9 protein-coding genes and 1 pseudogene are annotated in these 18,187 nt (G+C 30.9%); 9 read left to right on the top strand and 1 reads right to left on the bottom strand.

Annotated elements, in window-relative coordinates:
* Window positions 1–236: 236 nt before the first annotated feature.
* The 6 genes from ON24_RS05220 to ON24_RS05195 all read left to right on the top strand — a co-directional run bounded on the left by ON24_RS05220 (window position 237) and on the right by ON24_RS05195 (window position 9,999).
* Window positions 237–2,606, top strand: a complete 2,370-nt coding sequence (locus ON24_RS05220; RefSeq protein WP_040682166.1) for an OB-fold nucleic acid binding domain-containing protein — start codon at window positions 237–239, stop codon at window positions 2,604–2,606.
* A gap of 65 nt (window positions 2,607–2,671) precedes the next feature.
* On the top strand, window positions 2,672–3,607 hold the full coding sequence (gene radA / locus ON24_RS05215; protein WP_040682165.1) for a DNA repair and recombination protein RadA: 936 nt from the start codon (window positions 2,672–2,674) through the stop codon (window positions 3,605–3,607).
* Window positions 3,608–4,146: 539 nt separating this feature from the next.
* On the top strand, window positions 4,147–5,049 hold the full coding sequence (locus tag ON24_RS05210; RefSeq protein ID WP_040682164.1) for an AEC family transporter: 903 nt from the start codon (window positions 4,147–4,149) through the stop codon (window positions 5,047–5,049).
* 475 nt (window positions 5,050–5,524) lie between these two features.
* Window positions 5,525–7,507 (top strand): CoB--CoM heterodisulfide reductase iron-sulfur subunit A family protein, encoded by a 1,983-nt coding sequence (locus tag ON24_RS05205; RefSeq protein ID WP_040682163.1) that lies wholly within the window; start codon window positions 5,525–5,527, stop codon window positions 7,505–7,507.
* Window positions 7,508–7,958: 451 nt separating this feature from the next.
* Window positions 7,959–9,227: a serine hydroxymethyltransferase gene (gene glyA / locus ON24_RS05200; protein WP_040682162.1), complete on the top strand. Its 1,269-nt coding sequence runs from the start codon at window positions 7,959–7,961 to the stop codon at window positions 9,225–9,227.
* 64 nt (window positions 9,228–9,291) lie between these two features.
* Entirely contained in the window at window positions 9,292–9,999 is a 708-nt protein-coding gene (locus tag ON24_RS05195) for a dihydromethanopterin reductase (acceptor) (RefSeq protein ID WP_040682161.1), read from the top strand.
* Window positions 10,000–10,161: 162 nt separating this feature from the next.
* Here ON24_RS05195 and ON24_RS05190 read toward each other — a convergent pair whose 3' ends face one another.
* Complete coding sequence (locus ON24_RS05190) at window positions 10,162–10,464, bottom strand: DUF192 domain-containing protein (protein WP_268869983.1); 303 nt, start codon at window positions 10,462–10,464, stop codon at window positions 10,162–10,164.
* Between the two features lie 456 nt (window positions 10,465–10,920).
* On the opposite strand from ON24_RS05190, the gene ON24_RS05185 reads away from it, so the two are divergent.
* The 3 genes and pseudogenes from ON24_RS05185 (at window position 10,921) to purL (ending at window position 18,091) form a co-directional block, all read left to right on the top strand.
* Window positions 10,921–12,126: a methionine adenosyltransferase gene (locus ON24_RS05185; protein ID WP_040682159.1), complete on the top strand. Its 1,206-nt coding sequence runs from the start codon at window positions 10,921–10,923 to the stop codon at window positions 12,124–12,126.
* A gap of 319 nt (window positions 12,127–12,445) precedes the next feature.
* Window positions 12,446–15,770 (top strand): annotated as a pseudogene (gene ileS, locus ON24_RS05180) (isoleucine--tRNA ligase).
* A 164-nt stretch (window positions 15,771–15,934) separates the two neighbouring features.
* A complete protein-coding gene (gene purL, locus ON24_RS05175) occupies window positions 15,935–18,091 on the top strand; it encodes a phosphoribosylformylglycinamidine synthase subunit PurL (RefSeq protein ID WP_040682158.1) in 2,157 nt (718 codons plus the stop codon).
* Window positions 18,092–18,187: the final 96 nt, after the last annotated feature.

Below are 18,187 nucleotides of genomic sequence, written 5' to 3'. Positions count from 1 at the left end.
TTTTAAAAGATTTTATTAAATCCTAAAAAAATTTATTAATAAGTTTTAATATTTTAAATATAATAATATATTATTATAATTTACAAATTATTTTTAATAAAAATTTCATAATAATATATATTATATATTAATATTTTTTTATGTAGGATTTTAGAAATATTAGTTTTCACATGCTCTAGGACTTATTGTTTATATAGGGTAATTGAAAGTATAAAATAATTTTGTGAGGGTCTGGTATGGAGGAAGACGTAAGAAAAGAATATGAAAAAATCAAGGATGTAATGTCTGAAGAGGATTTTTTAAAGGAATTGGAAGAAAAGAAGAAAAACTATGAAGATGTAGACTTTATGGATGATATTGATCTTGCTAGACTTATTACAGGAAAATACATTGATGAGAAAAATGAAGGTATTGTTTCTGGAGACAATATTAAGATTGGCGATTTAGAGGCTGGTCAGGATCATGTTACTGTTATTGGTAGGGTAATGTCTGTTGCAAATACCAAATCTTTTAAGACTCGTAAAGGTAAAGACGGAAAACTTTGTAATGTACAACTTGCCGATGATACTGGACAGAAAAAGGTCGTTTTCTGGACTCAGAATATCCCTCTTTTAAAGAATGTTTCCGAGGGGGATGTTATTCAGATTAATGATGTGGATGTTAAGGAAGGTTTTAATAATGCAGATGAAATACACCTTCAACCTCGTTCCACTATTAACAAGAAAAACCCTGATGATTATCCTGATTTTCCTGAATATAAAGAGGATATTACAGATATTGGCTCTATAAGTTTAGATGATAATAAAGTTAATATAATCGGAAGAATTATACGTAAAGGACGTGTAAATACTTTCGAACGTGATGGTAGAGAAGGAAAGGTCACATCACTTGAACTTCAGGACGGAACTGGTAAAATTCAATATAGCTTATGGAATAAGGATGTTGATTTGATTGATACTTTAGAGTTAGATGTAGGAGATTCAATTAAAGTATTAAATGCAGTTGTAAGGGAAAACCGTAATGAGATTGCTTTAACTCATAGAAACAGTAAAATCATTAAAGGCGATTTTGATGTTCCTGAGATGGAGGAGACCCTTTTCAAGATTGGTGATGCCGAGGAGAAAAACGATGTCACATTAATAGGCCTTGTATCTAAAATTCAGGATACTATTACTTTTGAACGTAAAGACGGAACAGAAGGCTATGTTAAAACCATTGAAATTTTAGACGATACAGGTTCCATAAGGGTTACTCTATGGGGTAATGATACCAAATTGGATATTAAAAAAGGGGATATTCTAAAGGTTTCCGGTGGTAACATAGAATACGATGATTATTCCACTTCCGGTTATAGGGTAAATACTAATTGGCAATCTAGTTTCACAATAAATCCAAAAGAACCTGCAGATTTAATTGCTGTACTTGAAGAATATAAAATGAGTTTAGGACCTCGTAAAATCGAACAAGTTCAACAGGCAGAGGAAGACGGAGAGGAATTCGACATTATTGGTCGTGTTCTCAGTATTCAGGATGTCAGGGAATTCCAAAGAGATGACAATTCAATCGGTTTAGTCAGATCAGTTGATTTTGCTGATGAGACTGGATTGATTACCTTGTCTTTATGGGATGATAAAGCAAACGAGGATTTGGAAATTGGTCATGCTTATTTAATTGAAAATGCAAGAACAAGACTTGGAATGTATGATATTCAATTAAACATTGGTAAAACATCTAGGATTATTCCTTTAAATGAGGAAGAATCCAAATATATATCTTCACTTGAAACTTTGGAAAATGTTGTTTATAACACAAGAACTATTGATGAGTTAGATGAGGATGATCAAAACATCAAACTTATTGGAAGAATTTTAAGTGTTAATGAGATTAGAGAGTTTGAAAGGGATGACGGTTCTAAAGGTTCTGTAAGAAATATGGAAATTGCTGATAATACTGGATCTATTAGGGTAGCTAATTGGAGTCCAGATTCTTCTAAAGAATTTAAAATAGGCGATCCTATTAAATTAATCAATCCACGTGTTACTTTTAATGGGGATCATTTGGAATTAAGTATTAACGGTAGTTCTAATATCTCAGAAATAAGTGATAAAGAGATTAAGTCTTTACCATCATTTGAGGATATACAAGATTCAATATATGTTTCAAAGACTATAGAAACTATTGAAGATGATGATACAAATATTAGAGTCTCAGGTACTTTAAATAATTTATCTGCTAATAATTTATTACTTGCAAGATGTCCTAATTGTAATTCAAGATTAGACAAAGATGAAGAAGGTTATTATTGTCAATACTGTGGTGAGGCAATCGATGAACCTAGTTATTTATTAATGCTTCCAGGTATGCTTTCAGATGATACTGGAGATATACAGATTACTTTCTTCTCACGCTTGGTTGAGGAATTATTAGACTTGAAACAGGATGAAATTATTAAGCTTGTTGATGATAGTGGTGATTTAGGACCTTTAGAAGGTAAAGTAGAGAATTTAGAAGGTATGAATATAGACATTATTGCCGATGTTAACTTTAATGATTTTGATGAGGAGTTAAGGTTAAGTCCTAAGAAAATTATCTCAAAATCTTATTAAGATATCTAATTAATTTTAATTTTTTATAAATATAATAATATAATAATAATATGTGAGGAATGGTTATGGTAGAATTAGAAGATTTACCTAATGTTGGTGAAAAAACTGCTCAAAAGTTAAGAGATGCTGGATTTGCTGATATGATGAGATTAGCAACAGCTACTGCTAAAGAATTATCTGTAAAAGCTGAAATTGGTGAAGGTGTTGCTGAGAAGGTTATCGAGGCGGCTCGTAAATCTGAAAAAATTGATTTTGAAACTGCATATGATGTAATGGAAAGAAGAAAAGATATTGGTCATATTACAGTTGGAAGTGAAGCTTTTGATGAATTAATTGGTGGGGGTATTGAAACTCAATCCATCACTGAAGTATTTGGAGAGTTTGGTTCAGGTAAAAGTCAAATTTCCCATGAACTTGCAGTTACAGTACAATTACCTCTAGAACAAGGCGGTCTTGATGCGGAATGTGTATATATTGATACAGAAAATACATTTAGACCTGAACGTATCGAACAAATTGCAGATAGATTTGAACTAGATCATGAAGAGGTTTTACAGAAGATCCATGTTGCAAGAGCCTTTAATTCATCTCACCAAATATTAATGGCTGAAAAAATTAATGAACTTATTCAAAGCGGATGTAATGTTAAACTTGTAATTGTTGATTCATTAATGGCTCATTTCAGAGCTGAATATGTTGGAAGGGAATCATTAGCTGTAAGACAACAAAAACTTAACCAACATTTACATGTTCTTCAACAATTAGCTAACACTTATAATTTAGCTGTGTTCATTACAAACCAAGTCCAAGCAAGACCTGACGCATTCTTTGGTAGCCCTACTAAGGCAACTGGAGGTCATGTTCTAGGACATGCTTCTACTTATAGAATCTGGCTTAAAAAAGGTTTAGCTGGTAAAAGAATAGCTAGACTTGTTGACAGTCCTCATTTACCTGAAGGTGAATGTGTATATAAAATTACTAACGAGGGAGTAGTAGATTAGTCTTACTAATCTCATTATTTTTTTTTTTTTTTTATTTGGATTTATCTTATATACGGAATTTGTCAATGTTTTTAATAAAATAGTTTTTATATTTCTTATTTGTCTTATTTAAATAGGAAAATTCTTATTTTCTCTTTTTTTATCAATTAAATAAATTAAAATCTATTATGTGTTCTTTTCAAGTTTTATTTAGTCTAGTTTAGTTTTTCTTATAGAATAACCTAATTTTGAATTTTTTTTATTATTAATTATCAAAAATTTATATTTAAAATAATACATTATTTTTAAAATTTTTTAGTTTTTTTAATTTTTTTTATTTAAATATCTTCAATAAATAAATTTTAATTGCTAATATATTTAATTTATTTTAATAAACTGTATAAATTTTCTAATTAATTTTTAATAGTTTATATTTTATAATTCAATTTTCTAAACATATTTATATAATATGAATACAAAATAATTATTTAGATAATTTTTTAATTTTATCTAATTTTTATTTTAACTTATTTTTTCTTTAAAAGTATTTTCGTGATAATATGAGTTTAGAATATACATTTTTAGTTATATTAATCATTATTTTCTTAGGTTATTTTTCTAAAAGAATTGGTTTATTAGAGGTTAATAATGTAGATACACTAAATAAAATCGTTATTAATATAGCTATGCCTTGTTTAGTTTTTTATTCATTATATAATACAAATATTTCATTAATTCCTAAATTAGGTATTCTACCGATTGTAAACATTATTGTAGCAGGAATTAGTGGTTTAATAACTTATATAATATTGAGTATTAAAAAATTTGAAACTAAGACAAAGTGGAGTGTAGTACTTGTTGCAGCTATGGCAAATACTGGTTTTTTCGGTTATCCGTTAATTTTAGGAGTATTTGGTAATGATGGATTAATTAGGGCTATATTCTATGATGTAGGTACTACATTATTATTTATTATATTTAATCTATTGCTATTGATTTTATTCGGTGGAAAACTGGAGAAGGTTATAAAAAAAATCTTAACATTTCCATTGTTATGGGCTGTGGTATTAGGTTTATTATTTAATGTTGCAAATATACCAATTGGACCTGTTGTATCAAATGTATTAGTATATCTTAAAGCATTAACTGTCCCATTGATCATGCTATCATTAGGTTTATCTATAGACTTCAGAGGATTGAAAAATAGTTTAAACATGGCAGCTTTTACATCAGTAATTAAACTTGTTATTGCTCCTATCCTTGCTGTTTTTGTGTTAAAACTATTTGGTGTAGGTGGTTTTGAATTTCAAATATCTGTAATTGAAGCTGCTATGCCTCCGGCAATGTTAGCACTAGCACTTGCAATTAATTTTGATTTGGATTTCCATGTTGCATCTGATTGTATTTTTATTGATATGATGGTCAGTCTAATTACATTACCTATTATAATGTCTATTGTTTAGGATTAAATTTGTTTAATCATTTACGATTAAACTTTTTTTTAATTTTTTTCATTTTTTCAATGTAAAACTGATGTTTTCTATTTTTTTAATTAAAGGCTTTTCATTTTTCTTTTTATAATTGTATTGCTCTTTTGTTTTCAATTATATTCGTTTATTAATTGTTATCTTTCTTTTTACCTCTAATTTTCCATATTGATCTGCTTTTTAATTTTTTCTTTCTATTTTATTTAAACTAGTCTTAAAGGTTTATTCTACTCATCAATTCATTTATACTATTTAGATTTTATCTTTATGCCCTTTTTATCCTTTATATGTCTTATGGGATTCAAATTTTTTGAATCGTTTTTTTATTATATAAAGCTTACTTAATTTTTAGAATAGAAAGCTTTATTAATAGTAATTATAAACATAAATTTATCTAAGATTTTTTTTATAAAATATTAGATAATGTCACATACTTGTACAAGGTGATTTAATGGCAGAAGAAAAAAATAATGAAAACGAAGAATTAAGAATAGGAGTTTATGTCTGTCACTGTGGTGTTAACATTGCTGCAGCAGTAGACTGTGAAGCTGTTGCTGAATACGCAGGTACTTTACCTAACGTAGTTGTAGCAAAAGATTACAAATACATGTGTTCAGACCCGGGTCAAAATCTTATTCAAGAAGATATTAAAGAACAAAACCTTAACAGAGTAGTTGTAGCTGCATGTTCTCCAAGGCTTCACGAACCTACCTTCAGAAGATGTGTAGAAGAAGCTGGATTAAACAGATACTTATTTGAATTTGCTAACTTAAGAGAACACGATTCTTGGGTACATATGAATGAACCTGAAGCTGCTACTGAAAAAGCTAAAGATTTAGTCCGTATGGCAGTTGCTAAAGTAAGATTATTAGAACCTTTAGAACCTCATATGGTAGACGTAAATAACAATGCTCTTGTTATTGGTGGTGGAGTTACTGGTATCCAAACTGCTTTAGATTTAGGTGATATGGGATTCCATACTTATTTAGTTGAAAGAAACCCAACCATTAGTGGTAGGATGGGTCAATTAGATAAAACTTTCCCTACTCTTGATTGTTCAATGTGTATCTTAGCACCTAAGATGGTAGATTGTGGTAAACATGAAAACATTGAATTAATCACTTATGCAGAAGTAACTGATGTTGACGGATACATTGGTAACTTTACTGTAACTGTAAACAAAAAAGCAAGATACGTTGATGAAGAGACCTGTACTGGTTGTGGTCAATGTACTGAAGTTTGTCCTATCGAAATACCTAACTACTTTGATGAAGGTATTGGTATGACTAAAGCTGCATACATTCCATTCCCTCAAGCTGTACCATTATGTGCTACTATTGATAAAGATTACTGTATTGAATGTGGTCTCTGTGTATCAGCTTGTGAACGTGGTTCTATTGACCTTGATCAACAACCTGAAGAAATTAAACTTGAAGTAGGTACTATTATTGCTGCTACTGGATACGACCCATACGATCCTTCCGGTAAATATGAATATGGTTACGGTAGATACTCTAATGTCATTACTGGTTTAGAAATTGAAAGGATGATTAACGCATCTGGTCCTACTACCGGACATGTTATTAAACCTTCCGATGGTGAAACTCCTAAACGTGTTGCATTTATCCACTGTGTAGGTTCAAGAGATGAACAAATTGGTAAACCATATTGTTCAAGGGTATGTTGTATGTACTCCATGAAGAATGCACAATTATGTATTGATCACGAACCAGATACAGAAGTAACCTGTTACTACATGGATATTCGTGCATTTGGTAAAGGATTCGAAGAATTCTACAAAACTTCCCAAGAAAAATACGGTATTGAATTCTTAAGAGGTAGACCTGCTCAAATTATCGAAAACGATGATTTAACTTTAACCATTAGAGCTGAAGATACTTTACTTGGTAAAGTAACTGAATACACCTATGATTTAGTTGTATTATCTGTTGGTTTAGAACCTCCTGCAGGATCTAACGAATTAAGACAAACCTTAGGAATCTCCAAATCTTCTGACGGATTCTATATGGAAGCTCACCCTAAATTAAGACCTGTAGATACTTTAACCGATGGTGTTTACATTGCAGGTGTAGCTCAAGGTCCTAAAGATATTCCTGATTCCGTAGCTCAAGGTTCAGCTGCAGCTGCTCGTGCTGCTATCCCAATGTCTCAAGGTAAAGTAGCAATTGAACCAATTATTGCTTCCTCCGATGAGAACCTTTGTGGTGCATGTGAGGTTTGTGTAGAACTTTGTCCATTCAGTGCTATTAGTATTGTTGGAGAAGAAGGTGCAAAACACGCTGAAATTAATGCTGCATTATGTAAAGGATGCGGTACCTGTGTAGGTGCTTGTCCTTCAGGTGCTATGGATCAAAACCACTTTAAAACAGATCAAATCATGGCACAAATCGATGCTGCATTTGAAGATATGTAAGTATAGATTGGATTTTTCCAATCCTTACTTTTTCATATTTTAAAGACTTATTTTTAATCTGTTGTTGTTGCCTTAGTGTAGACTATTTTTTTAAATCTTTTTTCTTTAAAATTTAATAATGTTATTAAAACTAGTTTTTTATTTAATTTCCATTTAAATTATTAAATAATTCCCTATTAGGGGATAGGATCTTTAAATAAATATCAATTTTTTTAAAGTATTTTTTGTTTTCATTTTAATTGGGGAAATTATACCTTATATTAATCATAATGATTAAATATTAAAAAATTTAAAATTAAGATTGTTAAAAAGTTTAATGTTTATTTTAATTTAAAAAATATATTTTTTCTATTTTTATAGGAATTTGTAATTTGAAATTATTTTTTATAAATGTGATTTTTCATTGAATTTATTTAAAATAATTTAAAATGTATTTTATAGGTGTGAGATAATGTCAAATCAAGAATATATAACCGAGTTTCAGGGTTATCTTAAGCAACATAATGACTGGATGAAAAATAGTATTAACCTTATAGCAAGTGAGAACATTACAAGTGCAGATGTTAAAACAGCTATGGTTTCTGATTTATCCCATAGATATGCTGAAGGTAAATCCCATGAAAGGTTATATGAAGGATGTAAATATATTGATGATATTGAGGATTTAACTGTTGATTTAAATAAAAAATTGTTTAATGCTAAGTATGTTGATGTTAGGACAGTTTCTGGTGTAACTGCTAATTTAGCAGCTTTCTTTGCATTTACTAAATACAATGATAAATTAATGGCTTTAGAAGTACCTTATGGTGGACATATTTCACATGCTAATGTTTCTGCTGCAGGAATTCATGGATTAAAAAATGTTTCCCATCCATTTAATCCTGATATAATGAATATTGATGCAGATAAAATGAAGAAAACCATTATTGAAGAAAAACCTAAGGTTGTTCTTTTAGGTGGAAGCTTATTCTTATTCCCACATCCTGTTGCAGAAGCTCGTGAAGCTGCAGACGAAGTTGGAGCTAAAGTTTTATATGATGGAGCTCATGTTTTAGGATTAATCGCAGGTAAACAATTCCAAGATCCTTTAAAAGAAGGAGCAGATGTTATGATGGGAAGTACACATAAATCATTCCCTGGAACTCAGGGGGGAATTATCTTATCTGATCATGAGGAATATGCAGATAAAATTGATGATGCAGTATTCCCTGGTGTTGTAAGTAATTATCACCTTCACCATTTAGCAGGATTAGGTATTGCAACTGCTGAAATGTTAGAATTTGGAGAGGCTTATGCTAAACAAATTATTAAAAATGCAAAAGCTTTAGCTCAGGCATTATATGAATTAGGATTTAATGTTTTATGTGAGGATTTAGGTTTCACTGAATCTCACCAAGTTGCAGTTGATGTAACTAATATTACTGACGGAAATACCTTTGCTAAAAAATTAGAAAGAAACAACATCATATTAAATAAAAACCTTCTTCCTTGGGATGATGTAAACAACAGTGATAATCCATCCGGAATTAGGATAGGTACATCCGAGATTACAAGAAGAGGATTAAAAGAGAAAAACATGTCTGAAATTGCTGAGTTTATTAAAAGAGTTGTGGTTGACGACGAAAATGTTAAGGATGAAGTTTCTGAATATATGAACAATTACACAAAAGTTCATTATGCTTTTAGAGAAACAGAGGCATATGAATATCTTCAGTTCTAATATTTTTTCATTTTTTCTATTTTTTTTTTTATTTGAAAATCATCTATTTTTTTAGGAAGATATTATGCGTATTGGATGGGCTTTTACTGGTGCAGGACATTTACTTAATGAAAGTGTTCAGGTTTTTCAACAACTTGCAAAGGATAATGAGGTTACCGTATTTCTCTCTTCTGCAAGTGAGGAAGTTTTAAAAATGTATGGATTGTATGAAAATGTTAAGCACCTTACCGGAGGCCGCTATAGGGAATTTGCCACTGATTCCAATCAAAGATTCAGCTTTCCAATTACAGGTAGATTCTCCCTTGGTAAATATGATTTGCTGATTGTATCACCTGCAACAGCAAACACCGTATCAAAAATTGTATATGGAATATCAGATACACTGGTTACAAATGCCGTGGCACAAGCAGGTAAAGGCAGGGTGCCTACTATTATTGTACCTGTAGACATTACTCCTGGAGATATAGATACGGTTCTTCCTTCTAAACTAGAACTTTCTAAATGTGAAAAGTGTGATCCCTGTACTGCTGCATTGACTTGTCCTAATGATGCCATTATCCCTTATAAAGAAATATCTTTACTAAAATGTTTAGGCTGTGGACTCTGTAAAGACTCATGTCCTCATGGTGCAATTTCAGTTGGAAAGGTTATTCAAATGCATATGAGAGATATTGATATTGAAAATACCAAGAAACTTAGAGAAATTGAGGGTATTAATGTTATAGAACATCCGTCAAAGATCATTCCATTTATTGAGGAAAATCTTAATTAATCTTTAACTCTTTTTTTATAATCGAAACTTTAAAAAATCAATTATTTCCTTTAAAATACATTTGTTTTATATGGTGCCGATATTGTCTCTTTTTCATGGAATCTTTGATGATTTATTGACTCCTGATATCCTAATCTGTAAATTTCCTTTTTAGAACTAATTTCAAATAATTTTTATTTTATCATTAATTTTAATATTATGTTTGTTTAAAAATCCGTATTCCAATTCTATAAAGCAGGCAATCTCCTCATTAACTTTATAGTAATGCCATGGCTTAAGACTGGTTTTATCAATGATTTCCAGTCTATCATTTACTACCATTATATCGATTGGGATTTTCATAAAAAAACTGTGGATTATTAATCTTTTATGAAATATATTCTGTGGAACAATAAATAGTATCGGATTTTTTATATACTTTTCAAACATTAGTCCTTTAAATCTTTTTAAAAATGTATTATATATTTCAATTTCTATTATATCCTCTTTATTATCATTATAGATTAATAGTTTTTTTATTTTAATATTATCACCTTAGATAAGATAATATTAATCCTTTTTAAGTATTTTTTTAAATTTATTTAAAATCATTTTTCTATTTTTAAATTTTTTTAGAGCTTTAATAATTTTTCATTTATTTTTTTTTAAATTCATAAAAAATCCTAATTTATTTTCAATAAAAACATAAATTTATTAAGTACTTAATAAATAAATTTTAAATTATAATAAGTTGAATTATTTAGGATTATAATTTTTTTAAGTTTTACTAAATTCTAATTCTATAGAGTAATTCCACTTAATTTTATTTAATTAAAATATTTTAATGGAATTTGTTTAAATCAATTTTTAATTTAGTTTTAAATAAAATTCTACATTTATTATTACTTTAAATTTTACAAACATCTCTCGAGTGATGATATTATGAGAAATATAATAGTTGATGAATTAGATCAAAAATATATTGAAGATAAGGAAATTGAAATTGTTGAAAGAAAAGGTATAGGTCATCCTGATAGTATTAGTGATGGTTTAGGTGAAGCTGTAAGCCATGCATTATGCCAAATGTATATGGATGAATTTGGAGGTATTCTTCACCATAACACTGATGAAGTTCAGATTACAGCAGGTGAATCAGATCCTCACTTTGGTGGAGGAGAAATCTTAAAACCTATTGACATTCTTTTAACAGGTAGAGGTGTTCATGAATATGATGGAGTTAAATTACCTCTTGAAAGAGTAGCAATTGATGCTGCTAAGGAATTTTTAGATAAAACCATCATTAACTTAGATGTTGAATCAGATTGTGTTGTACAATGTAAGATAGGTAAAGGTTCAGGAGATTTAGTTGATGTTTTCTCAAGAAAAGGTGCTATCTCAAGTAATGATACTTCTTTCGGTGTAGGATATGCTCCATTTTCCGAAGTGGAAAATATTGTATTAAAAACTGAAAACCTTTTAAACTCCAAAGCCTTTAAGAAACAACACCCTGCAATTGGTGAGGATATTAAAGTAATGGGTCTTAGAGACAAAGATGATATTACCTTAACAATAGGTTGTGCTATGGTATCTAAATATGTAGATGATAGGGATGCTTATATTTCTATTAGGGAAGAATTAAAAGATATTGTAGCTGATTTTGCTTCTGGCTTAACAAATCGTAACTTAGATGTTTATGTAAACACTGCTGATGATGATAATAAACAGGACGAATCTGGTTACTATTTAACTGTTAGTGGTACCTCTGCAGAAATGGGAGATGATGGTTCTGTAGGAAGAGGTAACAGAGCTAACGGTCTTATTACTCCATGCAGACCAATGTCTATGGAAGCAACTTCCGGTAAAAATCCTATTAACCATGTAGGTAAAATCTATAATTTATTATCTAATAAAATAGCTAATGATGTTGTGGAAAATGTTGAAGGAGTTAAACAAGCTGATTTAATGATTTTAAGTCAAATCGGTAAACCAATAGATCAACCTAAAGCTGCATCTACCCAAATTATCTTGGAAGATGGTTACAAATTAGAAGATGTTAATAAAAATGTTGAAACTATTGTAGATAAATGGCTTGAAGATATATCAGTTATTACTGAAGAAGTTGTTTCAGGTAAAGCTAAAACTTTCTAGGTTTGGCGTTTGTTTAAACAACTTAAAATAGTATAACTATTATATTTCATTATTCATTTTTTAAATATAATTGAGTTTTAATCTTGGTCAATTTTTGATTCTAAATTAGGATTCAAGACATATTTAAAATTTATATTGTTTATTAAAATATTAGATGATTAATAGATTTTAATAATTCAAATATAAACTATTTATTTTTAGATATAATTTATCTTAGGTAAAATTTCTTAAAATAAATTATTTAGCTTTATTTTTATTATTTTTAAAATTTTAATATGCTTTTTATTAAATATTCTATTAATATTAGAGGAGAATAATTATGCCAATAGAAGAGGCAGAAAAAATCTTATCAATTTAAAAAAATCGACAAGTCTGTACATGATTTCTGGCAAGATAAGGAAATTTTTGCTAAAATTAATAAAATTAGAAAAAACGGACCTCAATATTCTTTCTTAGATGGTCCTCCTTATTGTAGTGGTAAAATACATTTAGGTACAGCTTGGAACAAGATTATTAAAGATACATTGTTACGTTATAAAAGTATGGAAGGTTATTCTTTAAGAAGGCAGGCAGGTTGGGATATGCACGGTCTTCCTATCGAGAATAAAGTAGAACAGATAATGGGTATTAAAAGTAAACAAGAGATTGAATCAGATATTGGTATTTCCAATTTTGTAGATAAATGTCAGGAATTTGCTTTCAAAAATAAATTAGCAATGACTAAACAGTTCCAATCTTTAGGCGTTTGGATGGATTGGGATGATCCATATATGACACTTGATCCTAACTATATGCAATCTGCATGGTGGACCTTAAAGAGAGCTGAAGAGCAGAACTTACTTACCCATGATAAAAGGGTAATTAGTTGGTGTCCTCACTGTGAGACTGCACTTGCAGCTGCAGAATTAGATTATGAAGAAAGAGAGGATCCATCTATCTATCTTCAATTCCCACTTGAAAATCCTTGTCTTTCAGAGGATGAAAATCCAGATGGTTTAGAGGAATATATTTTAGTATGGACAACTACCCCTTGGACATTGCCTGCTAATTTAGCTATCTGTGTTAATCCTGATTTTGATTATGACTTTGTTCTAAAAGATGATAAAATATATATCCTTGCTGACGGGTTATTGGAGAATGTTTTAGGTAAAGAAAAAACAGTCCATAAACATAAAATACCTGCAGAAAACGAGGATGAAGAGGATAAAATTGAGGAACACGTAACCATTAATTATACTATTATTAAAACAGTTAAAGGTAGTGAATTATTAGGTATTAGATATGTCTATCCATTCTTAGATGAGATTCCAAAACAAAAAGAATTTGATTCATTGGAAAATGTTCATACCATTATTCCAGGAGACCATGTGGATTTAGAGGAAGGTACCGGTTGTGTACATACCGCACCAGGTCATGGTCCCGATGATTTTAACATGGGTAAGGAATTTAATCTTCCTATCTTCTGTCCTGTTAATGAAAGCGGTAATTTCTCAGAGGATGCAGGTGTCTTTGAAGGCTATTATACAAAGGATTATGATCCTGAGATTATCAAAATCTTAGTAAATAAAGGATTCATGTATAATCATGGAACTATTGAACACAGATATGGTATATGTTGGAGATGTAAGACTCCTATCTTATATCGTGCTACCGAGCAATGGTTTTTAAAAGTCACTGATGTAAAAGACAAAATGTTGTCCGAAGTGGATAATGTTGACTGGGTTCCAGAATGGGCTGGTTCTAGCAGATTCCATGATTGGGTAGCTAATGCTCAGGACTGGACCATATCAAGACAGAGATACTGGGGTATACCTATACCTGTCTGGATTTGTCCTGACTGTGGTGAAAGGAAAGTCATAGGTTCAGTTTCCGAACTTAAAGAATCCTCTGTTAATGAGATTCCAAGTGATGTGGAGCTTTCAAAATTGGTACATAGGCCTTATGTAGATACTGTTAAGGTAAAATGTCCACACTGTAATGGGGAAATGGAACGTATACCTGATGTATTGGATGTATGGATTGACTCCGGTGTAGCAGGCTGGGCCTCATTATACTATCCACAGGAAAAGGATAAGTTTGAAAAATGGTATCCATATGATTTTGTATGTGAGGGACATGATCAGACTAGAGGATGGTTCTATTCTCAATTAGGTACCGGTGTTATTTCAATGAACAGGGTGCCATATAACAGGGTTTTAATGCATGGATTCGTATTGGATGAGAATGGAAAGAAAATGAGTAAATCTCTTGGAAATGTGGTATCCCCTGAGGAGGTCATCGAGAAATATGGTGCCGATGTATTAAGGTTCTATCTTTTATGGGCATGTAAACCTTGGGATGACTTAAAATTTGTATGGGACGAATTAAACAATGTAAATAAGATGTTTAACATTTTATGGAATGTTTATGTATTCTCTACAACCTATATGTCACTTGATAACTTCAATCCATCTAGATGTAATGATGATACCATGACATTAAGGGATGAGGACAGATGGATTATCTCAAGAGTTAACACATTAACAAAAGAAGTTGGAAAGGATATTGATGATTTGTACTTCCATAAGGCAACCCGTAAAATCATGGACTTCATTCTAGAAGACTTAAGTCGTTGGTATGTACGTTTAATTAGAGGTAGAACCTGGGTGGAAAGTGATGATCCTGATAAATTAGGAGCATATTATGGACTTTATACAGCTCTTGTATCCTTAATTAAACTAATGGCTCCAATAGCACCTCATCTAAGCGAAGTCATCTATCAGAATTTGGTTGTTGGAAATCTTGATAATGCTAAAGAAAGTGTCCATATGGAAGATTGGACAGTTAACGAGGATTTAATTGATGAGGATTTAGAGCATGAAATGTCAATTGCAAGGGATGTAATTGATGCATCTATAAGGGCAAGGGATGTTGCAAGATATAAACTTAGATGGCCTGTAACAGATATTACCGTTGTATCTGCTGATGATAAAGTTTCAAGTGCGGTTTCAAACCTTGAAGATGTAATTAAAGATCAGGCTAATACCAAAGCGGTTTTATCCTCCTCAGAATTTGAGGACCTGTCTTACATTGCAAAACCTAATCTTAAAATCTTAGGTCCTAAGCTTAAAGGCGATATTGGCATTGTCAAGAAATACCTTGAAGAGGCTGACGGTAATAAAATTAAGGCTGATTTGGAGGCAAACGGCGAGATCACTGTAAATGGTGTTGATCGTCAGGGCATGGAAAAGGCTATTGTTTTATCCTCCGAGGAGGTTATCTTTGACAGTGAACTTCCAGATGATTTTGTATCCTCTGAATTTAAAGGCGGAAATGTTTTTGTTAATACAAAGGTTACACCTGAAATATTATCCGAAGCTATGTCCAGGGAACTCATTAGAAGGGTTCAAGATATGAGAAAGGATATGGATTTAGATGTAGAGGCTAATATTAATGTAAAAGTTAATTGTTCAGATTCATTTAAGGATTTAGTACTAAAACAAGAGGATTTAATCTCTAATGAAGTTAGGGCAAATACTCTTGTATTTAATGTTGGTGAATGTAATAACATTAAATCTGATGAACAACAAGATATTAGTAATGAATATACAAAAGAATGGAAAATTGAAGATGAGGATATTATAATTAATATTGTTAAAAATTAATTCATTTGAAAGAGAAATATTTAATAGTTGATTTCTATTTTATTTTCCTTTAGGATTTTATTAGTAATTGATTATTAATCTTTATTTTAAAACGAATTTAATTTAAACTCTTCAATTATAAATTTTTAAACTATAGGAGTATTATTTAAAATATGGTGATTTAAATGACTTTAACAGATTCTGAAATAGAGTTTATCACTAATTTATTAGGTAGAGAAATGAATTCTCTAGAGGAAGGTATGTTAGATGTAATGTTTTCAGAACATTGTTCTTATAAAAGTAGTAGACCTTTTTTAAAAAGATTTCCTACTGAAGGGGAAAACATTATATTAGGTCCTGGAGATGATGCAGGATTAGTATCAATAACAGATAAATATGCTCTTGCAGTAGGTATGGAGAGTCATAATCACCCTTCTGCAGTAGAACCTTATGGTGGAGCAGGTACTGGAATTGGTGGAATTTTAAGGGATATCATATCAATGGGTGCAAAACCTATTGCACTTCTTGATCCATTAAGATTCGGACCATTAGAAGATCAAAAATCCAAATATATTTTTGAAAACGTTGTAAAAGGTATATCTGATTATGGTAATCGCGTAGGTGTTCCGACTGTTGCAGGAGAAATTGAGTTTGATGAATCATTTAGAACAAATCCTCTTGTAAATGTAATGTGTGTAGGTCTTGTTGAAAAGGATAAGATCGTATATGGTAAAGCTCCTAATGTTGGAGATGTATTTTTCTTAATGGGTGGAACTACCGGTAGAGATGGAATTAATGGTGTAACTTTCGCATCTGAAGAATTGACCTCTGATAGTGAAACTGAGGATAGGCCTGCAGTGCAAGTAGGAGATCCATTTACTAAAAAACGTGTAATGGAAGCATCATATGAGATTCTCGATAAGATTCATGTTTCAGGTGTTAAGGACTTAGGTGGTGGAGGATTAACCTGTTGTATTTCAGAACTTGCAGGTGCCTGTGAAAATGGTGCAATCGTTGATTTGAATGCAATACCACTTAGGGAAACTGGTATGACACCATATGAGATAATGTTGTCTGAATCACAGGAGAGAATGGTGTTTGTAATCAATCCTAAGGATGTTGATTTAGCAACTAAGATATGTGATAAACATGAACTTCCTTCTGCTGTAATCGGTGAGGTTACAGAAGGAAACAATATGATTGTAAAGGACTTTGAAAAGAATCAGGAATTATGTAACCTTCCAACTATTGTGTTATCAGATCCTCCTTCAATATCAAGAACTATCCGCGAACCTGTATGTGATGAGGAACTTGTTGAAGTTGAGGATGTGGATTTTGCCGAGGCATTACTTAAACTCTTATCCTCACCAAATATTGCAAGTAAGGTGTGGGTCTATAGGCAATATGATTATGAGGTTCAGCTTAGAACCGCTGTTAAGCCAGGTGATGATGCAGCTGTACTTAAGATTGATGATGATGTAGGTGTTGCATTAACAGTAGATTCAAATCCAATCCATACTAAATTATCACCATTCGATGGTGGAGCAGGTTCTGTAGCAGAGGGTATAAGAAATATTGTATCAGTAGGTGCAAAGCCTTATGCTATAGTGGATTGTTTAAACTTCGGTAATCCTGAGAATCCGGAGATTTTATGGCAATTTAAACAATGTATTGAGGGCATGTCTCAGATTTCCGAGAAATTCAATGCACCAATTATTAGTGGTAATGTTAGTTTTTATAATGAAAACGAAGGTGCAAAAATTAATCCAACACCTGCTGTAGGTTTGATTGGTGTTGAAAATCTTGAGAATATCAGGACCCTTGAGTTTAAAAATGAATCCGATAAGATAGTTATTGTTGGTAATACCTATGATGAGTTAAATGGTTCCGAATATCATAGAACCTTGTTTAATATTGAACAGGGTACCGCACCTAAGGTAAGAATCGATGATGAATTTAATGCTGCAAAGAATATTTTGGATTTATTGGAAGAGGATGGAGATAAAAATATTACAGCTATTCATGATTGTTCTGCTGGTGGAATAGCTATTGCTTTAAGTGAAATGGCTATCAAATCTAATTTAGGTGCTGAGATTAATACCTCTGAGATTCCAGTTGATTCAGACATGAAATTCAATAATCTATTATTTTCCGAATCCCATGGAAGGTATATAATGACTGTTAAGGCTGATGCTGTCGATGATATATTATCAAAGATAGATGTTCCTGCAGCTTGTATTGGTGAAGTCAAAGGTCTTGATTTGAAATTTGATGATGTTTCAATTCCTGTTGCAGATCTAACAGACGCTTATACAGATGTTATAGAATCTTATATGAAATAATTAACAGTTATCTTCATATAATTTATTTTTTTAATTTAAGATAGTGTCGGATAAGATTTAAAATTTTCAAAAAAACATTATATGTATTGTTTTAAA

The sequence above is a fragment of the Methanobrevibacter boviskoreani JH1 genome (assembly GCF_000320505.1).
GTDB classification, from domain to species: domain Archaea; phylum Methanobacteriota; class Methanobacteria; order Methanobacteriales; family Methanobacteriaceae; genus Methanarmilla; species Methanarmilla boviskoreani.
The sequence above is the reverse complement of the archived record's forward strand: the minus strand, read 5'-3'. Positions and strand labels throughout refer to the sequence as shown.